Raw genomic sequence first — 25617 nt, 5'->3', positions numbered from 1 at the left:
AGGGTGCCCGCCGCGAGGCTCGCGGGGGGGCACCCTTTCCGCGTAAAAGAACCACGGCGCGGTACGTGCCGCCACAACCCTCTTGGCGCGATCTCACGTATTGTGGGCACTACTTCCCCCGGAAACATCTAGGGGGAAGTTTCATGCGTCATGTCCTTGCCGTTGTCACGCTGAGCGTGTCCGCCATGGCCTGCGCCGGCACGGCGAAGCCCGACACCGATCCCAAGGGCACCGTCCCACCCATCGCCTGGGGCCCCTGCACGGACATCAAGCGGCCTGACGGCCAGCCGCCCGCCCGGCAGGACCCGAACGTCCGCTGCGCGAAGCTGGCCGTGCCGCTCGACTACGCCAACCCCGACGCCGGCACGCTCCAGCTCGCGTTGATCAAGGTGGCGGCCACGGACCCGAGCCGGCGGCTGGGCTCGCTGGTGTTCAACTTCGGCGGCCCCGGCGGCTCGGGCGTCGACACCCTGGACCAGGCCGCCAAGTCGTTCGCGACGCTGCGCGCCCGCTACGACCTGATCAGCTTCGACCCACGTGGCGTGGAACGCAGCGCCGGCGTGCGCTGCGGCACCGGCGCCGACATGGACCGGTGGCTGTCGCTCAACACGCTGCCCGCCAACCGGCGCACGCGCGCGGCCAGCACGGCGGCCAACCGCGAGTTCGCCCGGCTGTGCCAGCGCGACTCCGGCCGGGTCCTGCCGTACGTGGGCACCGTCAACGCCGCCCGCGACATGGACCGGCTGCGCGCCGCGCTGGGCGACGCGAAGCTCAACTACCTCGGCATGTCGTACGGCACGCACCTCGGGGCCGTCTACGCCACCATGTTCCCCAAGAACGTGGGCCGCATGGTGCTCGACGCCCCGCTCGACCCCACGGTCACCTTCCGCGAGCGCACCCTGGCCCAGACGCGCGGGTTCCAGGACGCCTACCGCAGCTTCCTGCGCTGGTGCGTCAAGGAGGGCTGTGAGATCGGCAGGACCACGCAGGCCGCCAACGCCGGCGTCGACCGCCTGATGAACCGGCTGGTCAAGAAGCCGCTGCCGGTCACCGGCCGCCAGCTCACCCAGGGCCTGGCCTCCACCGGCGTGGCCGCCGCGCTCTACTCCGAGCTGTCGTGGCCGTTCCTGGAGAAGGCGCTCAGCCAGGCGATCAAGGGCCGGGGCGAGACCCTGATGTACCTGGCCGACTCCTACACCGGCCGCAACCCCGACGGCACCTACTCCACGCAGATGTCCAGCTTCCCGGCGATCACCTGCGTCGACACCGCCGAACGGCCCGGCGAGGCGCAGCTGGAGGGCACCTGGCAGGCCGCGCTGCGCATCTCGCCGCTGTTCGGCAGCGAGGGTTCGGGCGGGCTCTGCAGCATCTGGCCGGCCCGCGGCAGCAACGAGGCCAAGGAGGTGGACGCCACCGGGTCCGCCCCGATCGTGGTCGTCGGCGGCAAGGGCGACCCCGCCACGCCGTACCAGTGGGCGCCCAGGCTGACCAGGCAGCTCAAGACCGCCACGCTCGTCACCTACGAGGGCGAGGGGCACGGCGCCTACTCCTCGGGCAGCGCCTGCATCCGGCGGGCCGTCGATGGCTACCTGCTCGACGGCAAGGTGCCGGGCCGCAACGCGAGCTGCCCGGCCGCCTGACCGCCGTCCGCACCGGTCCCGGGGCCACGCGCCCCGGGACCGGCGACATGGCGCGATCGGCCGCGCGAGGCGGTCGGCGCATGACGCGATCGGCCGCGTGACGCGGTCGGTGGCGTGGCCTAATGTCGATCAGGTGAGCGCCGACAGCAGACCCACCGACATCTCGCCCTCGGCCGGCCCCGCCGAGACTCATCTGATCCGCATCCGCGACGAGACCGCTCGCCTGGCCGAGTTGCTCGCCGGGGCCGATCCCGGCACGCCGGTGCCCACGTGCCCCGGCTGGACGCTCTCCGACCTGGTCACCCACGTGGGCTCCACGCACCGGTGGGTGATCCACATTTTCCGGCACCGTCTCCAGGAGCGGATCTGGTCGCGCGAGGTGCCCAACGGGCTCGCCGAGGGCCAGAGCGGCGATCCCGCCTGGCTCGCGGACGGCGCCGGCAGCCTGCTGGCCACGCTCCGCTCGACCGACCCTGACCTGCCGGTGTGGACGTGGGGCCACGGCCGCTCGGCCGCGTGGTGGACCCGCCGGATGGCCTACGAGGCGCTGGTGCACCGCATCGACGCCGAGCTCGCCCTCGGCGTCGAACCGGACGTGCCCCCGGCCGTGGCTCTCGACGCGATCGACGAGCTGCTCACCAACCTGCCGTACGCCCGATGGGTCACCCACCGGCTGGCGGAGCTGGACGCGGCGGGCGCCACCCTCCACCTGCACGCGACCGACCCCGGCCCGCACGACCACCCCACGGAGGCGGGCCCTCCTCGCGGCGGCTTCGGCGGCGACGTCTCACCCGGTGAGGGCACGCAGTCGGGCATCACGGGCGAATGGACTCTCACCCAGGGCGCCGACGGGGCGCTCACCTGCGTCCACGGGCATGACAAGGCCGACGTCGCGGTCCGCGGCCCGGCCAAGGATCTGCTCCTGATGGTGTACGGCCGGCGCTTCGCCGACACTCTCACCGTTCACGGCGACCGCGCCTTCCTGGACCGTTGGCTGGAGAAGGCCGCCCTCTGACGCCCCCGCCCACCCGCCGGTGCTGTCACGGACGACCGACCCCACACGACCACTTGGGCGGGCGACCGGCCGGTGCGTACGCTCGACATGCAGCACCTGCACGCCCGCCTGACCCCACGGGACCACCGGACCCACACGACCACCGGACCCGGGCCCACGGCACTGGACAAGCGGTCGCCCTTCCCACGCGCCCGGAAACGTGGTTCCGGGACTGTGGTCCGGGACCGGGATATCGGCGCCGGGGCTCGGGGGCGGAACATCGGCCCCGAGATTTCGGGGCCGGAACCTGGACGCGCCGCCGCTCGGCGGTCGGCGGCGAGTCCAGGACGGGGGCCGCGGGTGACGCGGCCCGGTGCACGGGTCCGTCATCGAACCCGTGCGGGCGGGACCCCGGCCGGCGGGGAAGGCGCCGGCGCGGGCCCCACCCCGGTCAGGACCTCCGGTGGAAGATTCCGAAAAGGCTGCCCGACGTGTCGCGAAGGTAGGCGAAGTCGGTGCCGGCGCCGTCGTCGATGACTTTCATGACGACCTTGCCGCCGAGCTCCTCCGTCTGGCGGCAGGTCTCCTCGACGTCGGCCACATGCACGTGGAAGACCGCGTGGTCGGGGAACTCACCCCGGGTGTTGAACAGGCCACCCACCGGGCCCTCGCCACCGGGGTGCCCGATCAGCCGATAGTCGAGCGGGCCCTCGTCGCGGACGAAGGTCCAGCCGAACAACCCGCCGAAGAAGCGCTCGGCGCTCTCAGGGTCGGCCGTCGCCACCTCGAACCAGGTCACCGTGTTGTTCATCGTTTCCTCACTTTCTCGAACAGGACAACGATCCAACGGCGAGGCGACAACCCTATGTCGGTGTTTCCTCTTGACTTGTGGAACAAATGTGCTCAATCAAGGACAGCCCCCTGGACGATCAACTCGGGGGCGTCCGTGGCGAACCTCTCGACGGGCCGGTCGGGACAGCGCTCCTCGGTGACCGCCGCGCCGGCGATGCGATCGAGCCGGAAGACGCGCACGTCGCCGCGCAGGCGGCACCAGGCCACGAGATACCAGAAGCCGCCCCGCCCGCCCAGGAACACCCCCGGCTCCACCTCGCGCGAGGTGAGCGCCCCCTTGGCGTCGGCGTAGTCGAGCTTGAGCACCCGGCGGCGCAGCAGCGCCTCCTCGATCGCGCGCTGCACGCCCTCGGCGCCCAGCGGCCGCGCGGCGCCGCCCGGCTCGGCGATCAGCTGGACCCTGCGCGCCAGCTCCCTGGCCAGCTCGCCCTCCCGGCCCGGCATGGCCGCCACCACCTTGCGTAACGCGCTGCGCGCCTGCCTGCCGAACGGCTGGTCGCCCGCCCGGCTGAGCGCCACGGCGATCGCCACCGCCTCCGCGGGGGTGAAGTTGAGCGGCGGGAGCGACATCCGCTTGTCGAGGGCGTAGCCGCCCCTGCGCCCAGGCTCGGCGTAGATCGGCACTCCCGACTCCTGCAGCGCGACGATGTCGCGCTCGATGGTGCGGACGCTCACCTCGAACCGCTCGGCGAGCTCGCGCGCGGAGCGGCAGCGTGGGGAGATCGCGCGGAGGTCCTCGACGAGCGCGTACAGCCGGTCGGTACGGTTCACAGTCCGGACGGTACGCTCGGCCACCGACAATCGCGCGCCCCGCCCGGCCAGGGCCACCGGCCCGTCACCACCGCGCCACCCCTGTCTGACCGCCTCGCCAGTTCGCCACTCGCCCTCTCCCGCCCACCGCTTCGCCGATCTCCCCTGCGCCCTCCCCCGCGGCCACGCGCCGACACCAGAGCCCGCCACGGACCGGCCTCCCGGACACCGACACCCGCCAGGACGGCCGCCCCGGACACCGGCGCCCGCCATGGACCGGCCGCTCCGCACCCCGGTGCCCACCGCAGACCGTCCGCCCCGGACCCCACAGCTCACCGTTAGACCGCCCGCGCCCAGCGCCAGAACCGGCAGACCGTCCCCCCAGAGCCGGGTGGAAGATTCATCGACCTCACTCGCGGAGGCCCGCGCCCCGGCGGCGAGGGCGGTGCGCCGGGGCTTCCTCCGGCCCCGTGTCCCGGGGCGTCAGCGGCGGGCGGTCCAGGCGAGGAGGTCGGCGAGGGGCCAGGTGTTGACGACGCGCTCCGCCGGGATCCCGCACAGCGCCACCCGTTCGCAGCCGAACCGCTGCCAGTCGAGCTGCCCCGGCGCGTGCGCGTCGGAGTCGATCGCGAAGTGGCACCCCGTCTCGTACGCCAGCCGCAGCAGCCGCTTGGGCGGGTCGAGCCGGTCGGGCCGGGAGTTGACCTCCACGGCCACGCCGAAGCGGCGGCACGCCTCGAAGACCACCTCGGCGTCGAACTCCGACTCGGGCCGCCGCCCGCCCCGCCTGCCGTCGCCGCGTACGACACGCCCGGTGCAGTGGCCGAGCACGTCGACGTCGGGGTCGGCGATCGCGGTCACCATGCGGCGGGTCATCTCCTCGCGCTCCATGCGCAGCTTGGAGTGGACGCTGGCCACGACGACGTCGAGCCGGCGCAGCAGCGCGGGCTCCTGGTCGAGCGTGCCGTCGGGGTTGATGTCGACCTCGATGCCGGTCAGGATCCTGAACGGGGCGAGGTGCTCGTTGAGCCGGGCCACCTCGTCGAGCTGGCGGCGCAGCCGGTCGGGCGGCAGTCCGCGGGCGACGGTCAGGCGCGGCGAGTGGTCGGTCAGCGCCCAGTAGTCGTGGCCGAGCGCGCGGGCCGTCTCGGCCATCTCCTCGATCGGCGAGCCGCCGTCGGACCAGTCGGAGTGGCTGTGCAGGTCGCCGCGGAGCGCGGTGCGCAGCGCGGCCGTCTCCTCGTCCAGGTCGGCGCCGGCGGTGTCGCGCAGCCGGCGCAGGTAGGTGGGCACCTGCCCGGCGAGCGCCTCGCTGATCACCAGGGCGGTGACCTTGCCGATGCCGGGCAGGCCGGGCAGTCCGCCGGAGCCGGCGAGCCGTTCCAGCTCGCCGGGCGGCAGGTCGCCGACCACGGCGGAGGCGCGACGGAAGGCGCGCACGCGGTAGGTCGGCTCCCCCGCGCGCTCCAGCAGGAAGGCGATCTCGCGCAGCGCTTCGTCGGGCGTCATGGGGAACTCCTACCCCCTCGGCGTTCGTCCTTTTTGCAGATTGATGCGGCAGGAACGTCACCGATATGCTGTTCGGCCAATGAGAGCAGGAGCTTGATGGCGCAACCCAAACCTTCCGGTCAGCAGCAGAAGCCCTCCGGCAAATCCTCCAAGATCATCACGCTGTCGGTCATCGGCGTGGTGTCGCTCATGGTGGTGGGGTTCTGCTCGGCCGTCCAGGACGACGAGGTCGAGGCCGACTGCGTCAACCTGGAGATGCAGCTGCCCGACGGCACCTACGAGGTCGTGGACGACGAATACTGCGACGACGACGGGGGCCACACCGCCTTCTACCGCGGCTCTCACGGCGCCTACACCTGGTACTACGGCGGCAACCGGGTCGGCACCCGCGTGGGCAAGGGCACCACCCTCCGCCCCTCCGACGTGGAGATCAACTCCCGCAGCGGCAAGTCGATCCAGCGCGGCGGCTTCGGCAGCAAGTCCAGCAGCGGGGGCTGACGGGTGCGACGCGAGCGCGGGGCGCCCCGGCCCGGCTGGGAAAAGATCATCGAGAGTCAGGGGCTGGCCTACCACCGGGCCGCCCATCCCGAGGGACTGAGCCGCCCCTACTGGGACGAGTCCGTCCATTACGTGTTCTCCATGGACGAGGTGGATGCGCTGGAGGCGCAGGTCGAGGAGCTGCACGAGATGTGCCTGCGCGCCGCCGGACACGTCGTCGAGACCGGCCGCTTCGCCGAGTTCGCCATCCCGGAGTGGGCCGCCGAGGACGTCGCCCGGTCGTGGGAGCGCCGCGACCCCCACCTGTACGGCCGCTTCGACCTGCGCTACGACGGCACGGGCCCGGCCAAGCTGCTGGAGTACAACGCCGACACGCCGACCTCGCTGCTGGAGTCGTCGGTCGTCCAGTGGTTCTGGCTGAAGGACACCCACCCCGACGACGACCAGTGGAACTCCGTCCACGAGCGGCTCATCGACCGCTGGTCGGCGATGACGCTGCCGCCCGGCCCCACCCACTTCTCCTGGACCAACATGGACGAGACGGGCGAGGAGGCGATGACGCTGGCCTACCTGCAGGAGACCGCCGACCAGGCGGGGCTGCACACGGTCGCCATCGCCATGGAGGACATCGGCTGGGACTCCCTCAACCGTCGCTTCGTCGACGTGGAGGAGCGGATGATCCGCTCGGTGTTCAAGCTCTACCCGTGGGAGTGGATGCTCGCCGACCCGTTCGGACGGCACGCCGTGCGGCACGCGACCTGGATCGAGCCGCTGTGGAAGGCACTGCTGTCCAACAAGGCGCTGCTGGCGATCCTGTGGGAGCTGTATCCCGGGCACCCGAACCTGCTGCCCGCCTACCTCGACGGGCCCCGCGACCTGACCTCCTACATCGCCAAGCCGCTGCTGGGCCGGGAGGGCGCCTCGATGCGGATCGTCACCCCGGACGGCGGCCAGGAGACGCCCGGCTCCTACGGCCGGGAGGGGTACGTCCACCAGGCGTTCGACGCGCTGCCTGACTTCGACGGCCAGCGCCCCGTGCTCGGCGCGTGGATGGTCGCCGACGAGCCGGCCGGGCTGGGCATCAGAGAGACCTCCGGACTCATCACCGACGACACTTCCTCCTTCGTACCTCACCGAATCGAGCGACCATGACCCTGCTGGAAACCCTTCTGCGCGGCTCGGGTGCCATCGCCGCGTACGCCGCCGTCGGCGTGATCCTGATGATCATCGGCTTCTACGTGATCGATCTGGCCACCCCGGGCAAGCTCAGCTCGATCATCCGCAGCGAGCGCAACCCCAACGCGACGCTGCTGGCCACCTCGGCGCTGGCCGCCGTGGGGCTCATCGTGGCGGCGTCGATCTGGTCGTCGGGCGGCAGGCTGGCCGAGGGCCTGGCGGGCACCGCGGTGTTCGGCCTGGTCGGCATCGTCGTGCAGACGGTCGCGATGCTCGCCTTCGACAAGGTGGTCGGCATCTCGGTGCGCGAGCTGGTCAAGGAGCCGGAGCTGCAGCCGGGCGCGCGGCTGCTCGCCGTCACCCACCTGGCGATCGGCCTGATCACCGCCGTCGCCGTCATCTGAGCACCAGCGCAGCCGTACGATCGCGCCGCCGTACGTGTCCGGAGCGGCCCGTTCGGTACGGGCGCGGGCGCGCTCCGCGTGGCCTGCGGGACCGGTCACCTGCGGGACCTGGCAGGCTAGAGGCGTGACAGACCGGACCCGGGAGGACACCACACGCAGGCTGGAGCGGGCCATGGGCTCGCTCGGCACGGCGGCGATGGCCCGCATGGACGACCAGCTGCCCTGGTTCCGCGCGCTCAGCGCCGAGGACCGCTCATGGGTGGGCCTGGTGGCCCAGGCGGGCATCGCGGCCTTCGTCGAGTGGTTCCAGCACGCGGGCGAGGACCGGCCGACGCCCAGCATCGAGTTCTTCGGCACGGCGCCGCGCGAGCTCAAGCGCTCCATCTCGCTCCAGCAGACCGTGGACATCGTCCGGATCGTGGTGGAGGTGGTGGAGGCGCAGACGGACGAGCTGGCCGCGCCGGGCGGCGAGGACCAGCTCCAGCAGGCCATGCTGCGCTACACCCGTGACGTGGCCTTCGCCGCCGCGCAGGTCTACGCGCGCGAGGCCGAGGCGCGCGGCTCCTGGGACTCCCGGCTGGAGGCCCTCATCGTGGACGCGCTGGTGCGGGGCGAGGTGGACGACGGCCTCCACTCGTGGGCGGCGGCGCTCGGCTGGACCTCCGCCCCCGTGGTCGTGATCGCCGGCCACGCCCCCGACGACGACCCGCGCGCGGTGATCGACGGGCTGCGCGAGAAGGGCCGGCGCATCGGCATGGACCTGCTCGCCGGGGTGCAGGCCGACCGGCTCATCGTGATCGTGGGCGGCGCCGACAGCGTCCAGCACGCCGCGCGGCAGGTCGTGGCGCGCTTCGGGCCGGGGCCCATCGTCATCGGCCCCGAGGTGCCCGACCTGCACGCCGCCGCCCGTTCCGCCAGGGCCGCCCTGGCGGGACTGAAGGCGTCGGCCGGCTGGCCCGACGCGCCACGTCCCGTGCACGCCGACGACCTGCTGGCCGAGCGGGCGCTGGACGGCGACGAGGACGCCAGGGAGCAGCTCGTCGAGAACGTCTACCTGCCGCTGGCCGGCACGCCGCTGCTCGACACGCTGGCCACCTACCTGGAGCAGGGCACCTCGCTGGAGGCCACGGCCCGGCTGCTGTTCGTCCACCCGAACACGGTCCGCTACCGCCTGAAGAAGATCACCGAGCTGACCGGCTACCAGCCGACCGAGGGCCGCTCCGCCTTCACGCTGCAGGTCGGGCTCATCCTCGGCCGGCTCGCCGAATCGGCCGCGTCGTGGCGGTCGCTCACGTAGTCCACCGAACCACTGTGGAGAACCTACAAAAGACCTTGGACAAAGTTCGTACGCTTCCTTATCCGCGTGTCGGACCTCTACAGGGCAGGGTTGATTTCGTGCTTGCAATCGTCGCGCCGGGCCAAGGCGCCCAGACTCCAGGTTTCCTGACGCCCTGGCTCGAGGTGCCCGGCTTCGCCGACCGGCTCGCCGGCTGGTCCGAGGTCACCGGCCTCGACCTGATCGCCTACGGCACCACCGCGGGCGCCGACGAGATCCGCGACACGGCCGTGGCCCAGCCGCTGCTGGTGGCCGCCGCGCTCGCCTCGGCCGAGGCGCTCGGCGTCACGCCGGGCGTGCTGGCCGGGCACAGCGTGGGCGAGTTCGCCGCCGCCGCGCTGTCCGGGGCGCTGACCGCCGAGCAGGCGCTGAGCCTCGTCAGGGAGCGTGCCCAGGCCATGGCCAAGGCGGCCGCCGTCGCCGAGACCGGCATGACCGCGGTGCTGGGCGGCGTCGAGGCCGACGTGCTGGCCGCCGTGGAGCGCCACGGCCTGACCCCCGCCAACATCAACGGCGCCGGCCAGATCGTCGCCGGCGGCACCCTGGAGCAGCTCGCCGCGTTCAAGGACGACGCCCCGGCGCGCGCCCGGCTCATACCGCTGTCCGTGGCGGGCGCCTTCCACACGGCCCACATGGCCCCGGCCGTCGCGCATCTGCGCGAGGCGGCCGCCGCCGTCACACCCGCCGACCCCGCGGTCACGCTGCTGTCCAACGCCGACGGCGAGGCCGTGACCAGCGGAGCCGACCTCCTCCAGCGGCTGGTCGGGCAGGTCAGCAGCCCCGTCCGGTGGGACCTGTGCATGGCCGCCATGGCCGACCGGGGCGTCACCGCGATCATCGAGCTGCTGCCCGGCGGCACCCTGACCGGCCTGGCCAAGCGCGGGCTGCGGGGCGTGGCCACCGTCGCGCTGAAGACCCCCGACGACCTCGACGCTGCCAGGGAGCTGACCAAGTGAGGATTCCCGACGTCGCCTCCGGCGCGAAGGTGCTGGCCTTCGGCCACTACCAGCCGGCCACCATCGTCACCAACGACGACCTGGCCAAGACCATGGACACCAACGACGAGTGGATCCAGTCGCGGGTCGGCATCAAGGAGCGCCGCATCGCCCCGGAGGGCGAGACGGTCGAGGACATGGCCGTGCAGGCCGGCGGCAAGGCGCTGGCGGCGAGCGGGCTGTCGGCCGCCGACGTCGACCTGGTGATCGTGGCGACCTGCACGCTGGAGAGCCAGATCCCCAACGCCGCCGCCGTCGTCGCGCACCGCCTCGGCATCCAGTCCCCCGGCGCGTTCGACGTCAACGCCGCCTGTGCCGGGTTCTGCTACGCGCTCGCCACCGCCAGCGCCGCCGTCCGCGGCGGTGCCGCGCGCAACGTGCTCGTCATCGGGTCGGAGAAGCTGTCGCAGTGGATCGACTGGACCGACCGGGCGACCGCTGTGATCTTCGCCGACGGCGCGGGCGCCGCCGTGGTCACCGCGTCCGACACGCCGGGGATCGGCCCGGTCGTGTGGGGCAGCGCCGGCGACAGGTCTGACGCGATCATCATCAACGACCGCGACAGCTTCCTGCACCAGGAGGGCCAGACCGTCTTCCGCTGGGCCACCACCGCGCTGCACCCGGTGGCCAAGGAGGCCTGCGAACGTGCCGGCGTCGACCCGTCACAGCTGGCCGCGTTCGTGCCGCACCAGGCCAACCTGCGCATCATCGAAGCCATCGCGCGCAAGCTCGGCGCCGACAACGCCGTCATCGCGCGTGACATCGTCACCGCCGGCAACACCTCCGCCGCGTCCATCCCGCTCGCGCTGTCGCGCATGCTGGAGCGCGGCGAGGTCCGCTCGGGCGACCTCGTGCTCGCCCTGGGCTTCGGCGCCGGCCTGACCTACGCGGGCCAAGTGATCGAGATTCCGTAGGATCCGGTACGGCTCACGCCGCACCCTCAGCTCGTACGGCGTGAGCCGTACCGAACCAGCAGAAACCGAAGGAGAACCAACGACATGGCTGCCACCGAGCAGGAGATCCTCGCGGGCCTCGGCAAGATCATCAACGAGATCACCGGCATTCCGGCCGGCGAGGTGACCCCGGACAAGAGCTTCGTGGACGACCTCGACATCGACTCGCTGTCCATGGTCGAGATCGCCGTGGCCGCCCAGGACGAGTTCGGCGTCGAGATTCCCGACGACCAGCTGAAGAACCTCAAGACGGTCCAGGACGTCCTCAACTTCATCAAGAACTAGCGGCCCGGGCCCCTCGCGGGCCGGACCGCCGAACGACCCTCAGATCGACAAGGAGCGCGAAAACGTGAGTGCGAACCGGGTACGTGTCGTCGTCACCGGGCTTGGCGCGACGACGCCCGTCGGTGGAGACGTCACCTCGACCTGGTCGGCGCTCCTCGCCGGTCAGTCGGGCATCAAGACGATCACCGAGGACTGGGTCGACACCGTCCCCGTGAAGTTCGCGGGGACGGCCGCCGTCGACCCGGCCGAGGTGCTTCCCAGGCCGGAGGCGCGCCGGCTCGACCGCAGCGAGCAGTTCGCGATGGTCGCGGCCCGCGAGGCCTGGCAGGACGCGGGCGCCCCCGAGGTGGCGCCCGAGCGGCTCGGCGTCGTGGTGTCCAGCGGCATCGGCGGCATCAACACCACGCTGTCGGCCTACGACACCTACAAGGAGCGCGGCTGGAACCGCCTGTCGCCCTTCACCGTGCCGATGCTCATGCCCAACGGCCCGGCCGCCTGGATCGGCCTCGACCGGGGCGCCCAGGCGGGCGTGCACGCGACGGTGTCCGCCTGCGCCTCCGGCGCGGAGGCCATCGGCTACGCGATGGACATGATCAGGGCCGGCCGCGCCGACGTGGTCGTGGCGGGCGGCACCGAGGCCGCGATCCACGGGCTCAACGTCGCGGCCTTCGCCGCCGCGCGGGCCATGTCCACCCGCAACGACGACCCCGCCGGGGCCTCGCGGCCGTGGGACCGCGACCGCGACGGGTTCGTGCTCGGTGAGGGCGCCGGCATCGTCGTGCTGGAGTCCGAGGAGCACGCCCGGGCGCGCGGCGCCAGGATCTACGCCTACGCCGCCGGCGTCGGCTACTCCGCCGACTCCCACCACATCACCCAGCCGGAGCCCGAGGGCCGCGGCGTCATCATGGCGATGACCCAGGCGCTCACCGACGCCGGCCTCACCGGGCTCGACGTCAAGCACGTCAACGCGCACGCCACCTCGACCCCCGCCGGGGACGTCATCGAGGTGCAGGCGGTCGCCAAGGCCATCGGCACCCACCCGCTCGTCACCTCGACCAAGTCGATGACGGGTCACCTGCTGGGCGGCGCGGGCGGCATCGAGTCCGTCTTCACGATCAAGGCGCTGTACGACCGGATCGTGCCGGCGACCATCAACCTCGACAACCCCGATGACGGCATCGAGGTGGACCTGGTCCACGGGGACAACCGCCGGCTGCCCGACGGCGACGTCGCCGCGCTCAACAACTCGTTCGGCTTCGGCGGGCACAACGTGGCAGTCGTCTTCAAGGGGGCCTGACGCCCGTGCTCGACAACCGGGCGGCGCCGGCGGGCTCCGGCGTCGAGCCCGCCGACCCCCGTGATCCGGTCGTCCGCCTGACCGCGCTGCTCGACGACGACTCGCTGCGGCTGATCACTCCCCAGGACAAGAGCGGCGCGCTCGCCGCCATGGGCCGCGTCGAGGGTGTGCCCGTCGTCGCGTTCTGCAGTGACGCCCGCTTCCAGGGCGGCGCGATGGGCAGCGAGGGCTGCGAGCACATCGTGCACGCCTACGACGTGGCCGTCCGCGAACGGGTGCCGATCATCGGGATCTGGCACTCCGGCGGTGCGCGACTCGCCGAAGGCGTCGAGTCGCTGCACGCCGTCGGCCGGGTCTTCGCCGCCATGACCAAGGCCTCCGGCGTCGTCCCGCAGCTCTCCGTGGTCGTCGGCGCGGCCGCCGGCGGCGCCGCCTACGGCCCGGCGCTCACCGACCTGGTGATCCTGGCCGAATCCGGCCGCATCTTCGTCACCGGCCCCGACGTGGTCCGCAGCGTCACCGGCGAGGACGTCGACAGCGCCGCGCTGGGCGGCCCCGAGCCGCACAGCAAGCGCAGCGGCGTCGTGCACGTCGTCACCAGGACCGAGGCCGACGCGCTGCTCACCGCGCGCCGGCTCGCCGTGCTCCTCGGCCACCAGGGCCGGGTGCGCGTCCCCGACGTGGCGGAGGTCGACTTCTCCAGCCTGCTGCCCGAGTCGGCACGCCGCGCCTACGACGTCAAGCCGCTGGTCAACGGCCTGCTCGACGAGCAGGGCGTCGAGCTGCACCCCAAGTGGGCGCCCAACATCGTCACCACCCTCGGCCGCCTCGGCGGCCGGACGGTCGGCGTGATCGCCAACAACCCGTTGCGGCTCGGCGGCTGCCTCGACGCCACCTCCGCCGAGAAGGCCGCCCGGTTCGTGCGCATGTGCGACGCGTTCGGGGTGCCGCTGGTGGTCCTCGTGGACGTGCCGGGCTACCTGCCGGGCGTCGGCCAGGAGCACGACGGCGTGGTGCGGCGCGGCGCCAAGCTGCTGCACGCGTTCGCCGAGGCGTCGGTGCCACGGGTCACGCTGGTCACCCGCAAGGCCTACGGCGGGGCCTACGTCGCGATGAACTCCCGCGCGCTCGGCGCGACCAGGGTCTTCGCCTGGCCGACGACGGAGGTCGCGGTCATGGGGTCCGTGGCCGCGGTACGCGTGCTCAAGCGGCGCGAGCTGGCGGCCGCCCCGGAGGAGGAGCGGGCCGAGCTGGAGCAGCGCCTGGCCCGGGAGCACGAGAAGCTCGCCGGCGGCCTGGCCCGCGCGCAGGAGATCGGTGTGATCGACGAGGTCGTCCAGCCCGGGGAGACACGCGGCGCGATCGCCAGGGTGCTCGCCCAGGCCACGCCGGCCAGGGGCGCGCACGGCAACATCCCTCTCTAGCGGCCCCGCGTCCGTAGAACGGCCGAACGGCCCCGCACCGGTGACCGGTGCGGGGCCGTTCGCGGTCCGGAGCCGCTCCGGGGAGCGGCAGGCGCGGAAGGGAGGGCGTCGCGGCGGGAGGACATCGCGGGAGAGCCGATCGCGCTGGGAAAGCCGATCGCGCAGGAGAGCCGATCGCGCGGGAAACCGATCGCGCAGGAGAGCCGATCGCGCGGGAAACCGATCGCGCAGGAGAGCCGATCGCGTGGGAAACCGATCGCGCAGGAGAGCCGATCGCGTGGGGAAGCCGGTCGCGTGGGGAAGCCGGTCGCGTGGAAAACCCAGCTGCGCGGGGAGAGCCCGATCGCGCGCGGGTGCCGGTCGCGGTGGGAGGGTTCGCCGCGGGCGTGTCAGACGGCGGCGTGCAGCCAGCGCACCGGAGCGCCGTCGCCCGCGTAGCGGAACGGCTCCAGCTCCTCGTCCCACGGCTTGCCCAGCATCCGGTCGAGCTCCTCTTCGAGCTCGCAGCGCCCCTGGGCGGCCATCAGCATCACGGACCGGAGCCGGTCCTCGGGGATCATGATGTCGCCGGCGGCGCCGATGACCGCGCTGAAGGCGCCGAGCGTCGGCGTGTAGGCGTGGCGGGACCCGTCGACGCCCGGCGAGGCGTCCTCGGTGATCTCGAACCTGATGCGCTGCCAGCCCATGAGGGAGGACGCGATGGCCGCCGCGATGCCCGGGCGGCCCTCCCACTCCGCCTGAGCCCGTACGACGTTGGGCGCGGCAGGTTGTGGCGTCCACGTCAGGTCCACGGGCACGCCAAGGACACCCGCGACCGCCCATTCGATATGAGGGCACAGCGCGGGCTGAGCCGAGTGGACGTACAGCACGCCACGAGCAGACACCGGACCTCCCGTTTCGGTACGAGGTGCGCCTTCCCCAACGGCCTCGTCCTGGGATGATCACAAGTGACTAGGGAGAGACTACCGTCGGTCGCAATCCGGCACCAGAGGGGGCCCATACCAAGTTGTTGCGGCGTGGGCGGGTGACAGCGGCCCACGCGCGGATAGATAACGCCTCATGGACATCCAATCCGCCGGCGGGTCGCTCATCCGGCCAGGTCAGGTGCTGGCCGACCGCGGCGCGGTGTCGGTCGTGGCGCGCTGGACCCGGGCGGTGTCCGAGAGCGACGGCGTCTGCGTGATCCACCTGACGTCCGGAGCGGACCCGTGGGAGGTCGCCGGCGAGCTCCGCGAGCACGGGTTCCGGGCCTCGCCCAACCATGTCGTGGTGGGGCAGCCGCTGTTCTTCGGCGGGCCGGCGTCCCGGCCGTTCCCCGTCCGCCCGCTCTCCTACCGGCCGGGGCGGGCGCGTTCACCGGTCGTCGTGAGCCTGCTCGACACCGGCGTCGGCAAGCACCCCTGGTGGACGGGCAGCGAGTGGTACGGCGCCCTGGGCCGTGACGACGCCGACTCCACCGAGGGCGCCCAGGCGGGGCACGGCACGTTCATCGCCGGGCTGATCCTGAGGCAGGCGCCGGGCGTGACGCTGACGTCGTGCCGGGTGCTCAACGGCGACGGCGTCGGCGACGAGGCGCACGTGATCCGGGCGCTCAACCGGCTGCGCGAGCGGCCGCCGCACGTGCTCAACCTGTCGTTCGGCTGTCACACCTTCGACGACCGGCCGCCACCCCTGCTGGCCGACGCGCTCAGCGCGTTCCCCGACACGGTGACGGTCGCCTGCGCGGGCAACACCGCCGGCGAACGGCCCTTCTGGCCGGCGGCGCTGCCGGGCGTGGTGGGCGTGGGCGCGGTCGACGCCGCACAGGAGCGCCGGGCGCCGTTCTCCTCCTACGGCCCCTGGGTCGACGCCTGCGCCCGGGGAGAGTGGCTGACCAGCACCTACCTGGAGGGCGGGGAGTTCGGCGGCTACGCGGCGTGGAGCGGCACGTCGTTCGCGGCGGCGCTGGTGGCGGGGGCCGTCGCCGACGCGGCCAGGGACCGGCCGCCGCAGGAGGCGGCCAGGATGCTGCTGGATCCCGGGGAGGCGCGGCAAATTCGCGATCTCGGAGCTCTGGTCCCGGCGAGTCTGTAGAGTTTACGCTCAGTCCTCGGTCCATCACGATGAGGCAACATCGTGAGGCACTGGGCGAAGGAGGCCGCATGCGGGAGCCACGCGATCCCAAGGAGTTGCTCGAAGCCGCGGCCGACGACGACCAGACGGCCTGGGACGAGCTCGAGACCCGCTTCGGACCCCGCATGTGGGCCGTCGCGCGGGCCTGTGGGCTGAACGAAACCGATGCCGCGGACGCTGTCCAAGGAGCGTGGCTGCGTCTGCTCGAGCATCTCCACACCATCAGGGACCCCGCAGGGGTGGGCGCGTGGCTCGCGACGACCACGCGCCGCGAAGCCATGCTCATCTCCAGAAAGGACCTCACCTTCGCCCCGCGCTTCGACCTGGTGCGTGAGCCCGACCCGGCGGCGGCCGTCCTGGAGGCCGACAGCAGCCGCCTGCTCTGGAAGACGGTCTCCTCCCTGGACGAACCTTGTCGCACACTGCTCCAGCTGGTCGCGGCAGATGTTGGATACCAGCAAGTCGCACTGCGCCTGGGAGTGCCCATTGGCAGCGTGGGCCCCACCCGGACGCGGTGCCTGGAAAAACTGCGCACCCTGATCTCACTACAGGAGACGGTGCAATGATCAACGAAGACTATTTCCTGGCGGCTCTGCGGTTGGCCGCCGGGAACGACCCGATCCCCGGGCACGTGTCCGCCGCCGCACGCGACGCCTACGGGCTCAGGGTCCCCCAAGCGGTCACCGCCGCGCCCGCCGAGCTTCCCGTCTCCGCAGAGGTGCGGGGCTCGGACGGCTGCCACATGGTCCGGTTCGTCGCCTCCGGCCTCACCTTCGACCTGGAGGTGACGGTCGGCGACGGGCTCATCGACGTCGCGGGGCAGGTGATCCCGCCCCCGGGTGAGGGCAGCCACGTCGATGTCCGGACCCCCCACCTGACGCTGACCAGGCGTCTGCCCGCCACCGGCCAGTTCGCGGCCACGGGTCTGCCTCCGGGCTGGCTCAGCGTGGTCTGCCACCGGCCGGGTCACGCGCCCGTCCAGACCAGGTGGGTGCGTATCCGCCCCTGACCGGGTGCGGAACCGGTGCGGCGCCGTCTGTGCGGCGCCGCACCGGCCCGCGCCCGCCGCCTGTCTCCCGCCCTCGTCGCCGGCGTCGGCGGCCCGTCCGAGAGGTCCGCACCCCCACCCTTGACCGCACTCCACGAACCCCCCGCATCGCCCCGCCATCCGCCGCCCGAGGAGACGGGAACGCTCCACCAGGCTGTTCCTGACGCACTCCACCCCACGTCACGGCGGCGGGACGCCTCACCCGAGACCGGCCACCCCCACGGCGGCCGGCCAGGAGACCCGCCCGAGGACAGCGACCCCCACGGCGGCCTGCGAACCGACCCATCCGAGACCGGCGACCCCCACGGCGGCCTGCGAACCGACCCATCCGAGACCGGCGACCCCCGCGGTGGCCGGCCGACCGACCCTGACCACGGCGGGCCGCGATCCGTGGAGCCGCTGGTGGACGCGGCCGAGGCGGCGGTGTCGCAGGCCGTCGTGGACCCCTGGCAGGCGCTCCACGCGGGCCGCGCCGTGCTCGCCGCGGCCGAGGCCGCCGGGGCCGTGGAGGCCGTGGTCGTGGCGCTGCGGGCGATGGCGCTGGCCGCCCGCGAACTGGGCGACCTCCAGGCGGCCGAGGACCACCTGCGCCGCGCCATCGCCTCCCGCGGCGCCCCACGGGCCCGGCTCGCCCAGGCCCGGCTCTCCCTGGTGACCGTACGGACCGAGCGCGGCCACCCGGTACAGGCGCTCAGCCTCGCCGCCCTGGCCCGGCCGCACCTGTCGTCGCTGGACCGCGCCAAGCTCGACACCCAGCGGGCCGTGGCCCTGGCCCACCTGGGCCGCTACGTGGAGGCCGTCGCCGCGTGCGACCGCGCGGTGGCCACCCTCGCCGACGCTCCGGGCACGCTCGACGACCGCAGGTTCCTGGCCGGTGGGCTGCTCAACCGCGGGCTGGTGCAGGCCTACCGGGGCGTCTGGGACGCCGCCACCCGTGACGTGGCCGCGTGCCTGCGCATCGCCCGCGGCGCCGGGCTCGACCACCTGTCCCGGCTGGCCGCCGCCAACCTGCCGTTCCTCGCCGTACGACGAGGCGACGTCGCGGGAGCGTTCGGGCACTACCGGGCGGCGGAGGACACCCTGTTCGGCTACCCCGAGCGGCTGGCGACGATGCGGGCCGACTTCGCCGCCGCCCTGCTGGCCGCCCACCTGGCGGGCGAGGCCAGGGAGCTGCTGAGCCGTGCCGTACCCGAGCTGGAGGCGTCGGGCGCGCAGGTGGCGCTGGCCGACGCGCGGCTGAAGCTGGCCCAGGCGGAGCTGCTCACCGGAGACGCCCGGCGGGCGCTGGCCGTGGCCGAACGGGCGTCCCAGGAGCTGGAGCTCCAGGGCCGGCGGTCGTGGCTGCCTCCGGCTCGGGAGGTGGCGCTGCGGGCGCGGCTCGCCCTCGACGGCCCCACCCCTGCGCTGCTGGCGGAGGTGCTGTGCTGCGCCGATGAGCTGGACGAACACGCCGCCCACCGCACCGCCGCCGCGGCGCTGCGCCTGGAGGCGGCCGAGATCGCGCTGACGCTGGGCGACGAGCGGACGGCCGCCGGCCAGCTCGCCCGGCTCACCCGGCCGGACGGCGAGCAGCCGACCGCGACCGTGAGGACGTCCAAGGTGCCGGGACCGGTGCGGCAGCACGCCCGCGCGCTGGAGGCCGCGATGCGCGGCGACCACGGCGCGGCCCTATGCGCGGTGCGGCGCGGGCTCGCCGAGGTGGGCGGCTCGGTGGGGGCGTTCGACGACCCGGCGCTGCGGGCGCACGCGGCGCGGGCGGGGGCGCGGCTGGCGAGCTTCGGGCTGCGGCTGGCGGTGCGGGAGGGCGATGCCGAAGAGGTGTTCGCCTGGGCGGAACGCTGGCGGGCGCTCGCGGGCCCGGCGGACGCGCGCGGACCGGTCGAGGCCGGCCGGTTGCGGGAGGCTCTGCGCGGGACGGTGGTGGTGGAGTTCGTGGCGCAGGAGTCGTCGCTGCTGGCCCTGGTCGTGACCGGCCGTGGGGTCGCGCTGCGGCCGCTGGGCCCGATGGAGGCGATCATCGAGGCGGTCATCCGGCTGCGCTACGCGCTGCGCAGGCACAACCTGCGCGACGGCGCCTTCCCGGACGGCGCGGCACCCGGAGTGGGCGGCGGGCTGGTGCGCGTCGCGGCCGAGGAGGTGGAACGGCTGCTGTTGCGGCCTCTGGAGCGCGACGTGGACGGGCGGCCGGTGGTGGTCGTGCCGACCGGGGCGCTGTACACGCTGCCCTGGGCGGCGCTGCCGGGCCTGGCGGGCCGTCCGGTGAGCGTGGCCGCGAGCGCGGCGGCCTGGCTCGCGGCCTCCCGGCGCACACCCACCGGCGCCGCCACGCGCACCGCCGGGGCGGGGCGGCCCGCGGTGGCCGCCGCCGCCGGGCCGGGGCTGGCGCACGCCCGGGAGGAGGTCCGCCGGGTGCTCCGCCTGCATCCCGGCGGGCGCGAGGTGCCGGCCAGGACCGGCGCGGTGCTGCGGGCGCTCGCCGGGGCCGACGTGCTGCACCTGGCCGCGCACGGGGTGTTCCACGCGCGCAGCCCGCTGCTGTCGGCCATCACGCTGGAGGACGGGCCGCTCATGGCGTACGACCTGCTGGAGGTGGCGGCAGCGGCCCGGCTGGTGGTGCTGTCGGCGTGCGACTCGGGCATGGCGCGCACGCCGGCGGAGGGGGCGCCGCTCGGCCTGGCGGGAACGTTCCTGGCCAAAGGCGCCAGGTGCGTGGTCGCCGGGCTGGTGCCGGTGCGCGACGCCGACGCGCTCGCCGTGATGACGGCGTTCCACGGACTGCTGGCCGGCGGCCGCTCCCCCGCCTCGGCGCTGGCGGCGGCCGCCGCCGAGACGGGGGTGGTGGGGTTCGCGTGCTTCGGTGCCGGGGATCAGCCGGTGGCGACGGGCCTCGCCGGGTCGGCCACCCAGTGCGACCACGAGCCGACGTAGAGGGCGGCGGGCAGCCCGGCGAGTTCGAGGGCGAGCACCTGGTGGGCGGCGGTCACGCCCGAGCCGCAGTAGGCCCCGGCCGCCACGCCCTCGCGCACGCCGAGCTCCGCGAAGCGGGCCCGCAGCTGCTCCGGGGGCAGGAACCTGCCGTCGGGCCCCACGTTGCCGGTGGTCGGCGCGCTGACGGCGCCCGGGATGTGCCCGGCCACCGGGTCGACGGGCTCCACCTCGCCCCGGTAACGCTCAGCCGCGCGGGCGTCCAGCAGGACGCCGTCGCCGGCCAGGGCCGCGGCCTGCTCGGCGGTGAGCATCGGCATCCCGCCGGGCCTGGCCGTGAAGTCGCCCGGCGCGACCTCGACCGGGTCCTTGTCGGTCGGCAGGCCCGCCTCGACCCAGGCGGGCAGCCCGCCGTCGAGGACCCGCACGTCCTGGTGGCCGAAGTAGCGCAGCGTCCACCAGGCGCGGGCGGCGGTGGTGGAGCCCGCGTCGTCGTACACCACGACGGGCCGGCCGTCGTCCACGCCGAGCCGCCGCACCGCCCGCTGGAAGTGCTCGGCGGACGGCAGCGGGTGCCGGCCGGCGCTGCCGGGCGCGGCGGCGAGGTCGGCGTCGACGTCGCAGAAGACGGCGCCCGGCAGGTGCCCCTCGCGGTAGAGGTCGACGCCGGCCGGGCCGCCGAGACGCCAGCGGACGTCGAGGACGCTCGCGCCGTGGAGCGCGGCGAGGCCGGCAGGGGTGATCAGTGGGCTCAAGACAGGTTCCTCCAGTCGGGACGTCAACGGGTGCTCACCTCCAGCAGGGGCACGTGCTGCTCGGCGGCGGTCATCGAGCCGTGGTAGCCGACGAACTCCGCTTCGAGGCGGTGCACGCCGGGGGCGGTGATGGCCAGATCGGTGTAGGGCACCGCCAGCACGTCGCCAATGCGCGGCAGCCAGCCGGCCCGTACGCGGGGGCCGAACCAGCCGGACTCGACCGCTTCCTGCCGGGACACCACCCAGGCCCGGCTGTCGAGGGTCTCGCGCCAGGCGGCGAGCACGTCGGCGGCCGCGCCCTCCTCGGCGTAGACGTGCCGGGCCCGCCCCTCGCCGCCGAGGAGGGCCACACCGGCCGCGAGGGCCGGGTCGCTCTGGGCGTCGAGCTTGGCGGTGACGTTGACCATGCCGTGGTCGGCGGTGACGAAGAGGGCGCAGCCGGCGGGCAGCGCCTCGGCCAGCCGTTCGGCCATCCGGTCGACGATCGCGAGCTGCCGCAGCCACTCCTCGCCGCCCCATCCGCACATGTGCCCGACCGCGTCGAGGTCGCCGTAGTAGACGGTCACGTACGCGGGAGGCTCCAGCAGCGCCTGGCGTGCCGCCTCGACGCGCTCGTCCACCGTGTCGGCGGCGAGGTGGCGCACGCCCCGGTAGACGGCCTCGGTCAGCCCGGTGCCCTTGAACGCGGCGGGGCCGACGTAGCTCGCGGAGATCCCGGCCTGGCCGGCCCGCTGGAAGACGGTGGGGGCGGGCTGCCACTCCTCGGGGGTCACGGCGAACCCGTCGGGCATCGTCCATCTGAGGCAGTTGAGCAGCCGGCCGGTGCCGGGGACGGCCAGCATCAGTCCGAGCATGCCGTGCTCGCCCGGCGGGATCCCGGTGCCGAGCGAGCACAGGCTCGTGGCGGTGGTGGCCGGGAAGCCCGCCGTCAACGTCCGTCCGCCGACGGCCGTCAGGAAGGGGGCCGTGTCGGGGTGGGCGCGCAGCAGCGCGGCGCCGAGCCCGTCCACGAGGAAGACGCAGACGCTCTCGGCGGGCAGGACGCCGAGGGGGTTGGGGTCGTCGAGGCCGAGGGCGGCCAGCAGCGATCGGGGCAGGTCGGCCAGCGACGCTCCGCCGTAGGCCGGGATCAGGGGCGCGGTGTCCACCATTCCCCGAGCTTATCGGCGTGGACGCGCGTGGCCGCGGCTCACCGGCCACGGAGTGGAATGTCACCGGCCGGGCAGGTGGACCTCGGCCTGTGGGGCTTCCGCGGCCGGCCTGCTCCTCTCCGCGGGAACGAGCTAGCCGGTGACGTGGGCGGTGGCCGCGGACAGGGCCTTGGCGAAGGCAAGCACGTGGCCGACCGCCTCGGGACCGTCGGCCGCCTCGCTGACGCGCAGCGACAGGTCGTCGGCCGTGATCGCGCCCGTGTAGCCGTGGTCGGCCTCGCAGTTGTCGTCGCCGCAGGTGGCGGGCTCCAGGTCGATGTGGGAGATGGCGCCCCAGCCGATCGTGAGCGTGACCTCGGTGGGCGGCGAGCCCGGCGCGTAGGAGGCGGGGTCGGGCACGACGCGGGTGACCGCGACCGACTGGACCCGGCTCAGGCGGACCGCCTCGGTGGTGGTCGAGGCGTGGGAGGCGGAGACGCCCTCGACGGCCGGATGCTCGTCGGTGTGGCACACCAGCAGCCTCGACGGGGTCAGCACCAGCACCGTGACGTGCCGGCGCACCTCCATGGCGGGATCGAAGGTGGCCTCGTGGTGCACCACGAACGCGGCCACGGCCTCCTTGCCCAGCGCGGATTCGACCGCATCGGTGACGAGGTCGGGGTAGTAGCCGCTGCGCTCGATCGCTTCGCGCAGTCCCGCGGCTGAGACTCGGGTTTCCCTCATGGGTCCATCCTGCCAGGAGCGCGCTGCGCCCTCACCCGCCGTGCATAACGCTCTATAACGGTCTGATCCTGTACGTACGGGGTCAGGCGAGCCGGCGCGGGCCCGCGTCCAGCCGCGGCCCGGCAGGGGTGCGCAGGCGCGCCCTGGCACCGAGCACGATGACGCCGGACTCACCCACGAGGACCTGGTCGAGGTTCAGCCGGGCCAGCTCCGGCAGGTCCCCGGCCAGGCGGCCCACGCGCACCAGGAGGTCCTCCAGGGCGTCGACGGCGACGGGCGGGTAGCCGTACTCGCCGAACAGCAGCGGCGCCGCCCGTACCGAGCGCACCAGCTCGGCGGCGTCCTCGTGGGTGAGCGGCGCCAGCCGGTAACCCTGGTCGAGCAGCAGGCGAGCCGTCACCTCGCCCAGCCCGAACGACACGACCGGCCCGAACCCCGGATCGTCGGCCACGCCGACCACGGTCGGCACGGCCGGCTGCGGCGCCATCCGCTGCACGGCCAGCTCGGTGTCCGCGCCGAGCTGGGCCGCGAACTCGGCGTAGGCGTGCCGGACGCTGTCGGGCCCGGACAGGCCCAGCCGTACGGTGCCGGCGCGGCGGGAGGCCTCGGGGTCGGCCACCTTCAGCACCACGGGCCAGCCCAGCCGTTCGGCGGCCTCGACCGCCTCCTCCGGCGAGCGCACCACCTCGGCCGGCCACACGCTGAGCCCGTAGCAGGACAGCAGGTCGGTGGCGTCCACCTCGACCGGCGGCCCCGGCTCGGCGAACGTGCCGGGGGCGGTGGCGGGGCCCTCGTCGCCGAGCGCCAGTGCGACCAGCTCGCGGGCGCGCGCGGGGTCGATGTCGTCGAGCGCGGGCGGCGGCGGGGCGGGGCGAGCCCGCCAGGTGGCGTAGCGCACCACGTGCGCCAGCGCCCGGACGGCCTCCTCCGGCGCGGCGTACGACGGGATGGAGCCCCGCTCGGGCGTCGTGCCCGTGCGGAGCGCCGGATGCATGCCGAGATGCCCCTCGAACGTGGCCAGCACGGGCTTGGCCGACCCCTGCGACACCCGGAGCAGCTCGGCGGCCACCTCCTCCGGACCGCCCGGGATGGGCGGCATGTAGATCACGACCACGGAGTCGACCTCGTCGGAGGCGAGCTGATCGGCCAGCGCCGCGCCGAACTCGGCGGCCCCGGCGGAGGCGCCGAGGTTGGCGGGCGGGCGGGGCGACAGCCCGGCGGAGACGCAGAACCCGGCGGCGAGCAGTCCGAGGGCGTCGGAGTTGGTGACCAGGCCGACGCGGGGCCCGGCGGGCAGCGGCTGGTAGGCCAGGAGCTGGCCCACGTCGAAGAGCTGGATGAGATCGTCCACCCGGATCAGGCCCGCCTGCGCGAACAGGGAGCTGATCGCCGAGTCGGGCAGGCCCAGCTCGCGCGCCGAGTGGCCGGAGGGGGTGCCGCCGCTCTTGACCACGACGATCGGCTTGCTGCGGGCGATGCGCCTGGCCAGGCGCGCGAACTTGCGCGGGTTGCCCAGGGACTCCAGGTAGAGCAGGATCACCTCGGTGGCGGCGTCCTCCTCCCAGTACTGCAGGAGGTCGTTGCCCGACACGTCGGCCCGGTTGCCGGCGGAGACGAACGACGAGATGCCCATGCCGCGCTGCGCCACCCGTTGCAGCAGCGCCGTGCCGAGGGCACCCGACTGGCTGAAGAACCCCACCCTGCCGCGGTGCGGCACGGTGGCGGCCAGGGTGGCGTTGAGCCGGACCGCGGGATCGGTGTTGGCGATGCCGAGGCAGTTGGGGCCGACCACGCGCAGCCCGTAGGCGCGGGCGATGCGGGCCAGCTCGTCCTGCCGGGCGCGTCCCTCGTCGCCCGTCTCGCCGAACCCGGACGACACCACGACCAGCCCGTGCACGCCCTTCTCGGCGCACTCCTTGACCACGTCGGCGACGCCTTCGGCGGGCACGGCCACCACGGCGAGATCCACCTCGTCGTCGATGGCCGACACGCTCGGGTGCGCGCGCACGCCGGCGACGGCGCGCACCTCGCGGTGCACCGGGTAGACGGGGCCGGTGAAGTCGGCGGCCAGCAGGTTGCGCAGCACGGTCTGCCCGACGCCGCCGGGCTCGCGCGAGGCGCCGATGACCGCCACCGAGCCCGGCGTGAGCAGCCTCGCGATGGACCTCGCCTCGGCGCGGTGCTCGCGGGCGATGGTGACCTCGGTGGAGGTCTCGGTCGGCGTGAGGTCGAGCGTCATCCGGACCACGCCGTCGGCGAAGCTGCTCTCGGCGGTGTAGCCGGCCTGACGCAGCACGCCCATCATCTTCATGTTGGCCGGCAGCACGTCGGCGGCGAACCTCTCGATGCCCCGCTCACGGGCCGTGGCGGCCAGGTGCTCCAGCAGCACGGACGCCACTCCCCTGCCCTGGTGGGCGTCCTCCACCAGGAACGCCACCTCCGCCTCGCCCGGCTCCACCCTGTCGTAGCGGATCACGGCGACCATCTCGGTGCCGATCGTGGCGATCAGCGCCACCCTGTCGGTGTAGTCGACGGTGGTGAACCAGGCCACCTCCTTGTCCGACAGCCGCGGCCGGGGCCCGAAGAACCGGAAGTAGATCGACTCGGCGGACAGGCGGGAGTAGAAGGAACGCAGCCGGTCGGCGTCGGCGGGCCTGATCGGGCGTACGTGCGCGGTGCCGCCGTCGGCCAGGACGACGTCGGCCTCCCAATGGGCGGGGTACCGGGCGTCCGTGTCAGGCGCGTCCGTGTCAGGCGCATCCGTGTTCGGGGCATCCACGTTCCGGTCCT

The 25617-nt window shown here is 73.8% G+C and carries 23 protein-coding genes; 15 read left to right on the top strand and 8 right to left on the bottom strand.

Annotated elements, in window-relative coordinates:
• The first annotated feature begins 143 nt into the window (after positions 1-143).
• Together CXR44_RS24690 and CXR44_RS24685 are read left to right on the top strand one after the other, a co-directional pair.
• Complete coding sequence (locus CXR44_RS24690) at positions 144-1640, top strand: alpha/beta hydrolase (protein WP_101788504.1); 1497 nt, start codon at positions 144-146, stop codon at positions 1638-1640.
• Between the two features lie 133 nt (positions 1641-1773).
• Positions 1774-2655, top strand: a complete 882-nt coding sequence (locus CXR44_RS24685; protein WP_180903685.1) for a maleylpyruvate isomerase family mycothiol-dependent enzyme — start codon at positions 1774-1776, stop codon at positions 2653-2655.
• 430 nt (positions 2656-3085) lie between these two features.
• Here the strand turns inward: CXR44_RS24685 and CXR44_RS24680 are convergent, their stop codons facing one another.
• The 3 genes from CXR44_RS24680 to CXR44_RS24670 all read right to left on the bottom strand — a co-directional run bounded on the left by CXR44_RS24680 (position 3086) and on the right by CXR44_RS24670 (position 5745).
• Positions 3086-3445, bottom strand: coding sequence for a VOC family protein (locus CXR44_RS24680; protein ID WP_101788502.1), 360 nt, complete (start codon positions 3443-3445; stop codon positions 3086-3088).
• 92 nt (positions 3446-3537) lie between these two features.
• A complete protein-coding gene (locus CXR44_RS24675) occupies positions 3538-4257 on the bottom strand; it encodes a helix-turn-helix transcriptional regulator (RefSeq protein WP_101788666.1) in 720 nt (239 codons plus the stop codon).
• Positions 4258-4719: 462 nt separating this feature from the next.
• A complete protein-coding gene (locus CXR44_RS24670; protein WP_101788501.1) occupies positions 4720-5745 on the bottom strand; it encodes a PHP domain-containing protein in 1026 nt (341 codons plus the stop codon).
• 96 nt (positions 5746-5841) lie between these two features.
• Between CXR44_RS24670 and CXR44_RS24665 the strand changes: the two genes are divergently transcribed.
• The 9 genes from CXR44_RS24665 (at position 5842) to CXR44_RS24625 (ending at position 14113) form a co-directional block, all read left to right on the top strand.
• Positions 5842-6243 carry a hypothetical protein gene (locus CXR44_RS24665; protein WP_101788500.1) on the top strand — a complete coding sequence of 134 codons (402 nt, stop codon included), beginning with the start codon at positions 5842-5844 and terminating at the stop codon, positions 6241-6243.
• Between the two features lie 3 nt (positions 6244-6246).
• Positions 6247-7395: a glutathionylspermidine synthase family protein gene (locus tag CXR44_RS24660; RefSeq protein ID WP_101788499.1), complete on the top strand. Its 1149-nt coding sequence runs from the start codon at positions 6247-6249 to the stop codon at positions 7393-7395.
• Complete coding sequence (locus CXR44_RS24655; RefSeq protein ID WP_101788498.1) at positions 7392-7823, top strand: DUF350 domain-containing protein; 432 nt, start codon at positions 7392-7394, stop codon at positions 7821-7823. The genes CXR44_RS24660 and CXR44_RS24655 overlap by 4 nt, the downstream gene beginning before the upstream one ends.
• A gap of 172 nt (positions 7824-7995) precedes the next feature.
• The gene (locus CXR44_RS24650) at positions 7996-9120 is read left to right on the top strand and encodes a PucR family transcriptional regulator (protein WP_101788497.1); all 1125 of its coding nucleotides are present in this window, start codon (positions 7996-7998) and stop codon (positions 9118-9120) included.
• A 98-nt stretch (positions 9121-9218) separates the two neighbouring features.
• Positions 9219-10115: an ACP S-malonyltransferase gene (locus tag CXR44_RS24645; protein WP_101788496.1), complete on the top strand. Its 897-nt coding sequence runs from the start codon at positions 9219-9221 to the stop codon at positions 10113-10115.
• Positions 10112-11068 (top strand): beta-ketoacyl-ACP synthase III, encoded by a 957-nt coding sequence (locus CXR44_RS24640; protein WP_101788495.1) that lies wholly within the window; start codon positions 10112-10114, stop codon positions 11066-11068. Before CXR44_RS24645 ends, CXR44_RS24640 begins: the two co-directional genes overlap by 4 nt.
• Positions 11069-11152: 84 nt before the next feature.
• Entirely contained in the window at positions 11153-11392 is a 240-nt protein-coding gene (locus tag CXR44_RS24635; protein ID WP_101788494.1) for an acyl carrier protein, read from the top strand.
• Between the two features lie 64 nt (positions 11393-11456).
• On the top strand, positions 11457-12689 hold the full coding sequence (fabF, locus tag CXR44_RS24630) for a beta-ketoacyl-ACP synthase II (protein ID WP_101788493.1): 1233 nt from the start codon (positions 11457-11459) through the stop codon (positions 12687-12689).
• 5 nt (positions 12690-12694) lie between these two features.
• Positions 12695-14113 carry an acyl-CoA carboxylase subunit beta gene (locus CXR44_RS24625; RefSeq protein ID WP_101788492.1) on the top strand — a complete coding sequence of 473 codons (1419 nt, stop codon included), beginning with the start codon at positions 12695-12697 and terminating at the stop codon, positions 14111-14113.
• A gap of 389 nt (positions 14114-14502) precedes the next feature.
• Here CXR44_RS24625 and CXR44_RS24620 read toward each other — a convergent pair whose 3' ends face one another.
• Positions 14503-14997, bottom strand: a complete 495-nt coding sequence (locus tag CXR44_RS24620) for a DUF3145 domain-containing protein (protein WP_101788491.1) — start codon at positions 14995-14997, stop codon at positions 14503-14505.
• A gap of 175 nt (positions 14998-15172) precedes the next feature.
• Here CXR44_RS24620 and CXR44_RS24615 point away from each other — a divergent pair, with 175 nt between their 5' ends.
• The 4 genes from CXR44_RS24615 to CXR44_RS24600 all read left to right on the top strand — a co-directional run bounded on the left by CXR44_RS24615 (position 15173) and on the right by CXR44_RS24600 (position 20201).
• Positions 15173-16186 carry a S8 family peptidase gene (locus CXR44_RS24615; protein ID WP_101788490.1) on the top strand — a complete coding sequence of 338 codons (1014 nt, stop codon included), beginning with the start codon at positions 15173-15175 and terminating at the stop codon, positions 16184-16186.
• A gap of 68 nt (positions 16187-16254) precedes the next feature.
• The gene (locus tag CXR44_RS24610) at positions 16255-16791 is read left to right on the top strand and encodes an RNA polymerase sigma factor (RefSeq protein WP_101788489.1); all 537 of its coding nucleotides are present in this window, start codon (positions 16255-16257) and stop codon (positions 16789-16791) included.
• On the top strand, positions 16788-17234 hold the full coding sequence (locus CXR44_RS24605; protein ID WP_101788488.1) for a hypothetical protein: 447 nt from the start codon (positions 16788-16790) through the stop codon (positions 17232-17234). The genes CXR44_RS24610 and CXR44_RS24605 overlap by 4 nt, the downstream gene beginning before the upstream one ends.
• A gap of 441 nt (positions 17235-17675) precedes the next feature.
• Entirely contained in the window at positions 17676-20201 is a 2526-nt protein-coding gene (locus CXR44_RS24600; protein ID WP_144070070.1) for a CHAT domain-containing protein, read from the top strand.
• On the opposite strand, the gene CXR44_RS39635 is transcribed toward CXR44_RS24600, so the two are convergent.
• The 4 genes from CXR44_RS39635 to CXR44_RS24585 form a co-directional block, all read right to left on the bottom strand.
• On the bottom strand, positions 20141-20953 hold the full coding sequence (locus CXR44_RS39635) for a sulfurtransferase (protein WP_180903684.1): 813 nt from the start codon (positions 20951-20953) through the stop codon (positions 20141-20143). The genes CXR44_RS24600 and CXR44_RS39635 overlap by 61 nt on opposite strands.
• A 23-nt stretch (positions 20954-20976) precedes the next feature.
• Positions 20977-22104: an alkaline phosphatase family protein gene (locus CXR44_RS39630; RefSeq protein WP_180903683.1), complete on the bottom strand. Its 1128-nt coding sequence runs from the start codon at positions 22102-22104 to the stop codon at positions 20977-20979.
• 132 nt (positions 22105-22236) lie between these two features.
• Complete coding sequence (locus CXR44_RS24590; RefSeq protein ID WP_101788486.1) at positions 22237-22827, bottom strand: DUF5998 family protein; 591 nt, start codon at positions 22825-22827, stop codon at positions 22237-22239.
• 82 nt (positions 22828-22909) lie between these two features.
• Positions 22910-25606 carry a bifunctional acetate--CoA ligase family protein/GNAT family N-acetyltransferase gene (locus tag CXR44_RS24585; protein ID WP_101788664.1) on the bottom strand — a complete coding sequence of 899 codons (2697 nt, stop codon included), beginning with the start codon at positions 25604-25606 and terminating at the stop codon, positions 22910-22912.
• Positions 25607-25617: the final 11 nt, after the last annotated feature.

The organism is Nonomuraea indica, assembly GCF_002850745.1.
Lineage (GTDB): Bacteria > Actinomycetota > Actinomycetes > Streptosporangiales > Streptosporangiaceae > Nonomuraea > Nonomuraea indica.
Note: the sequence above shows the minus strand (reverse complement) of the source record. Positions and strands in the feature narration are given on the sequence as shown.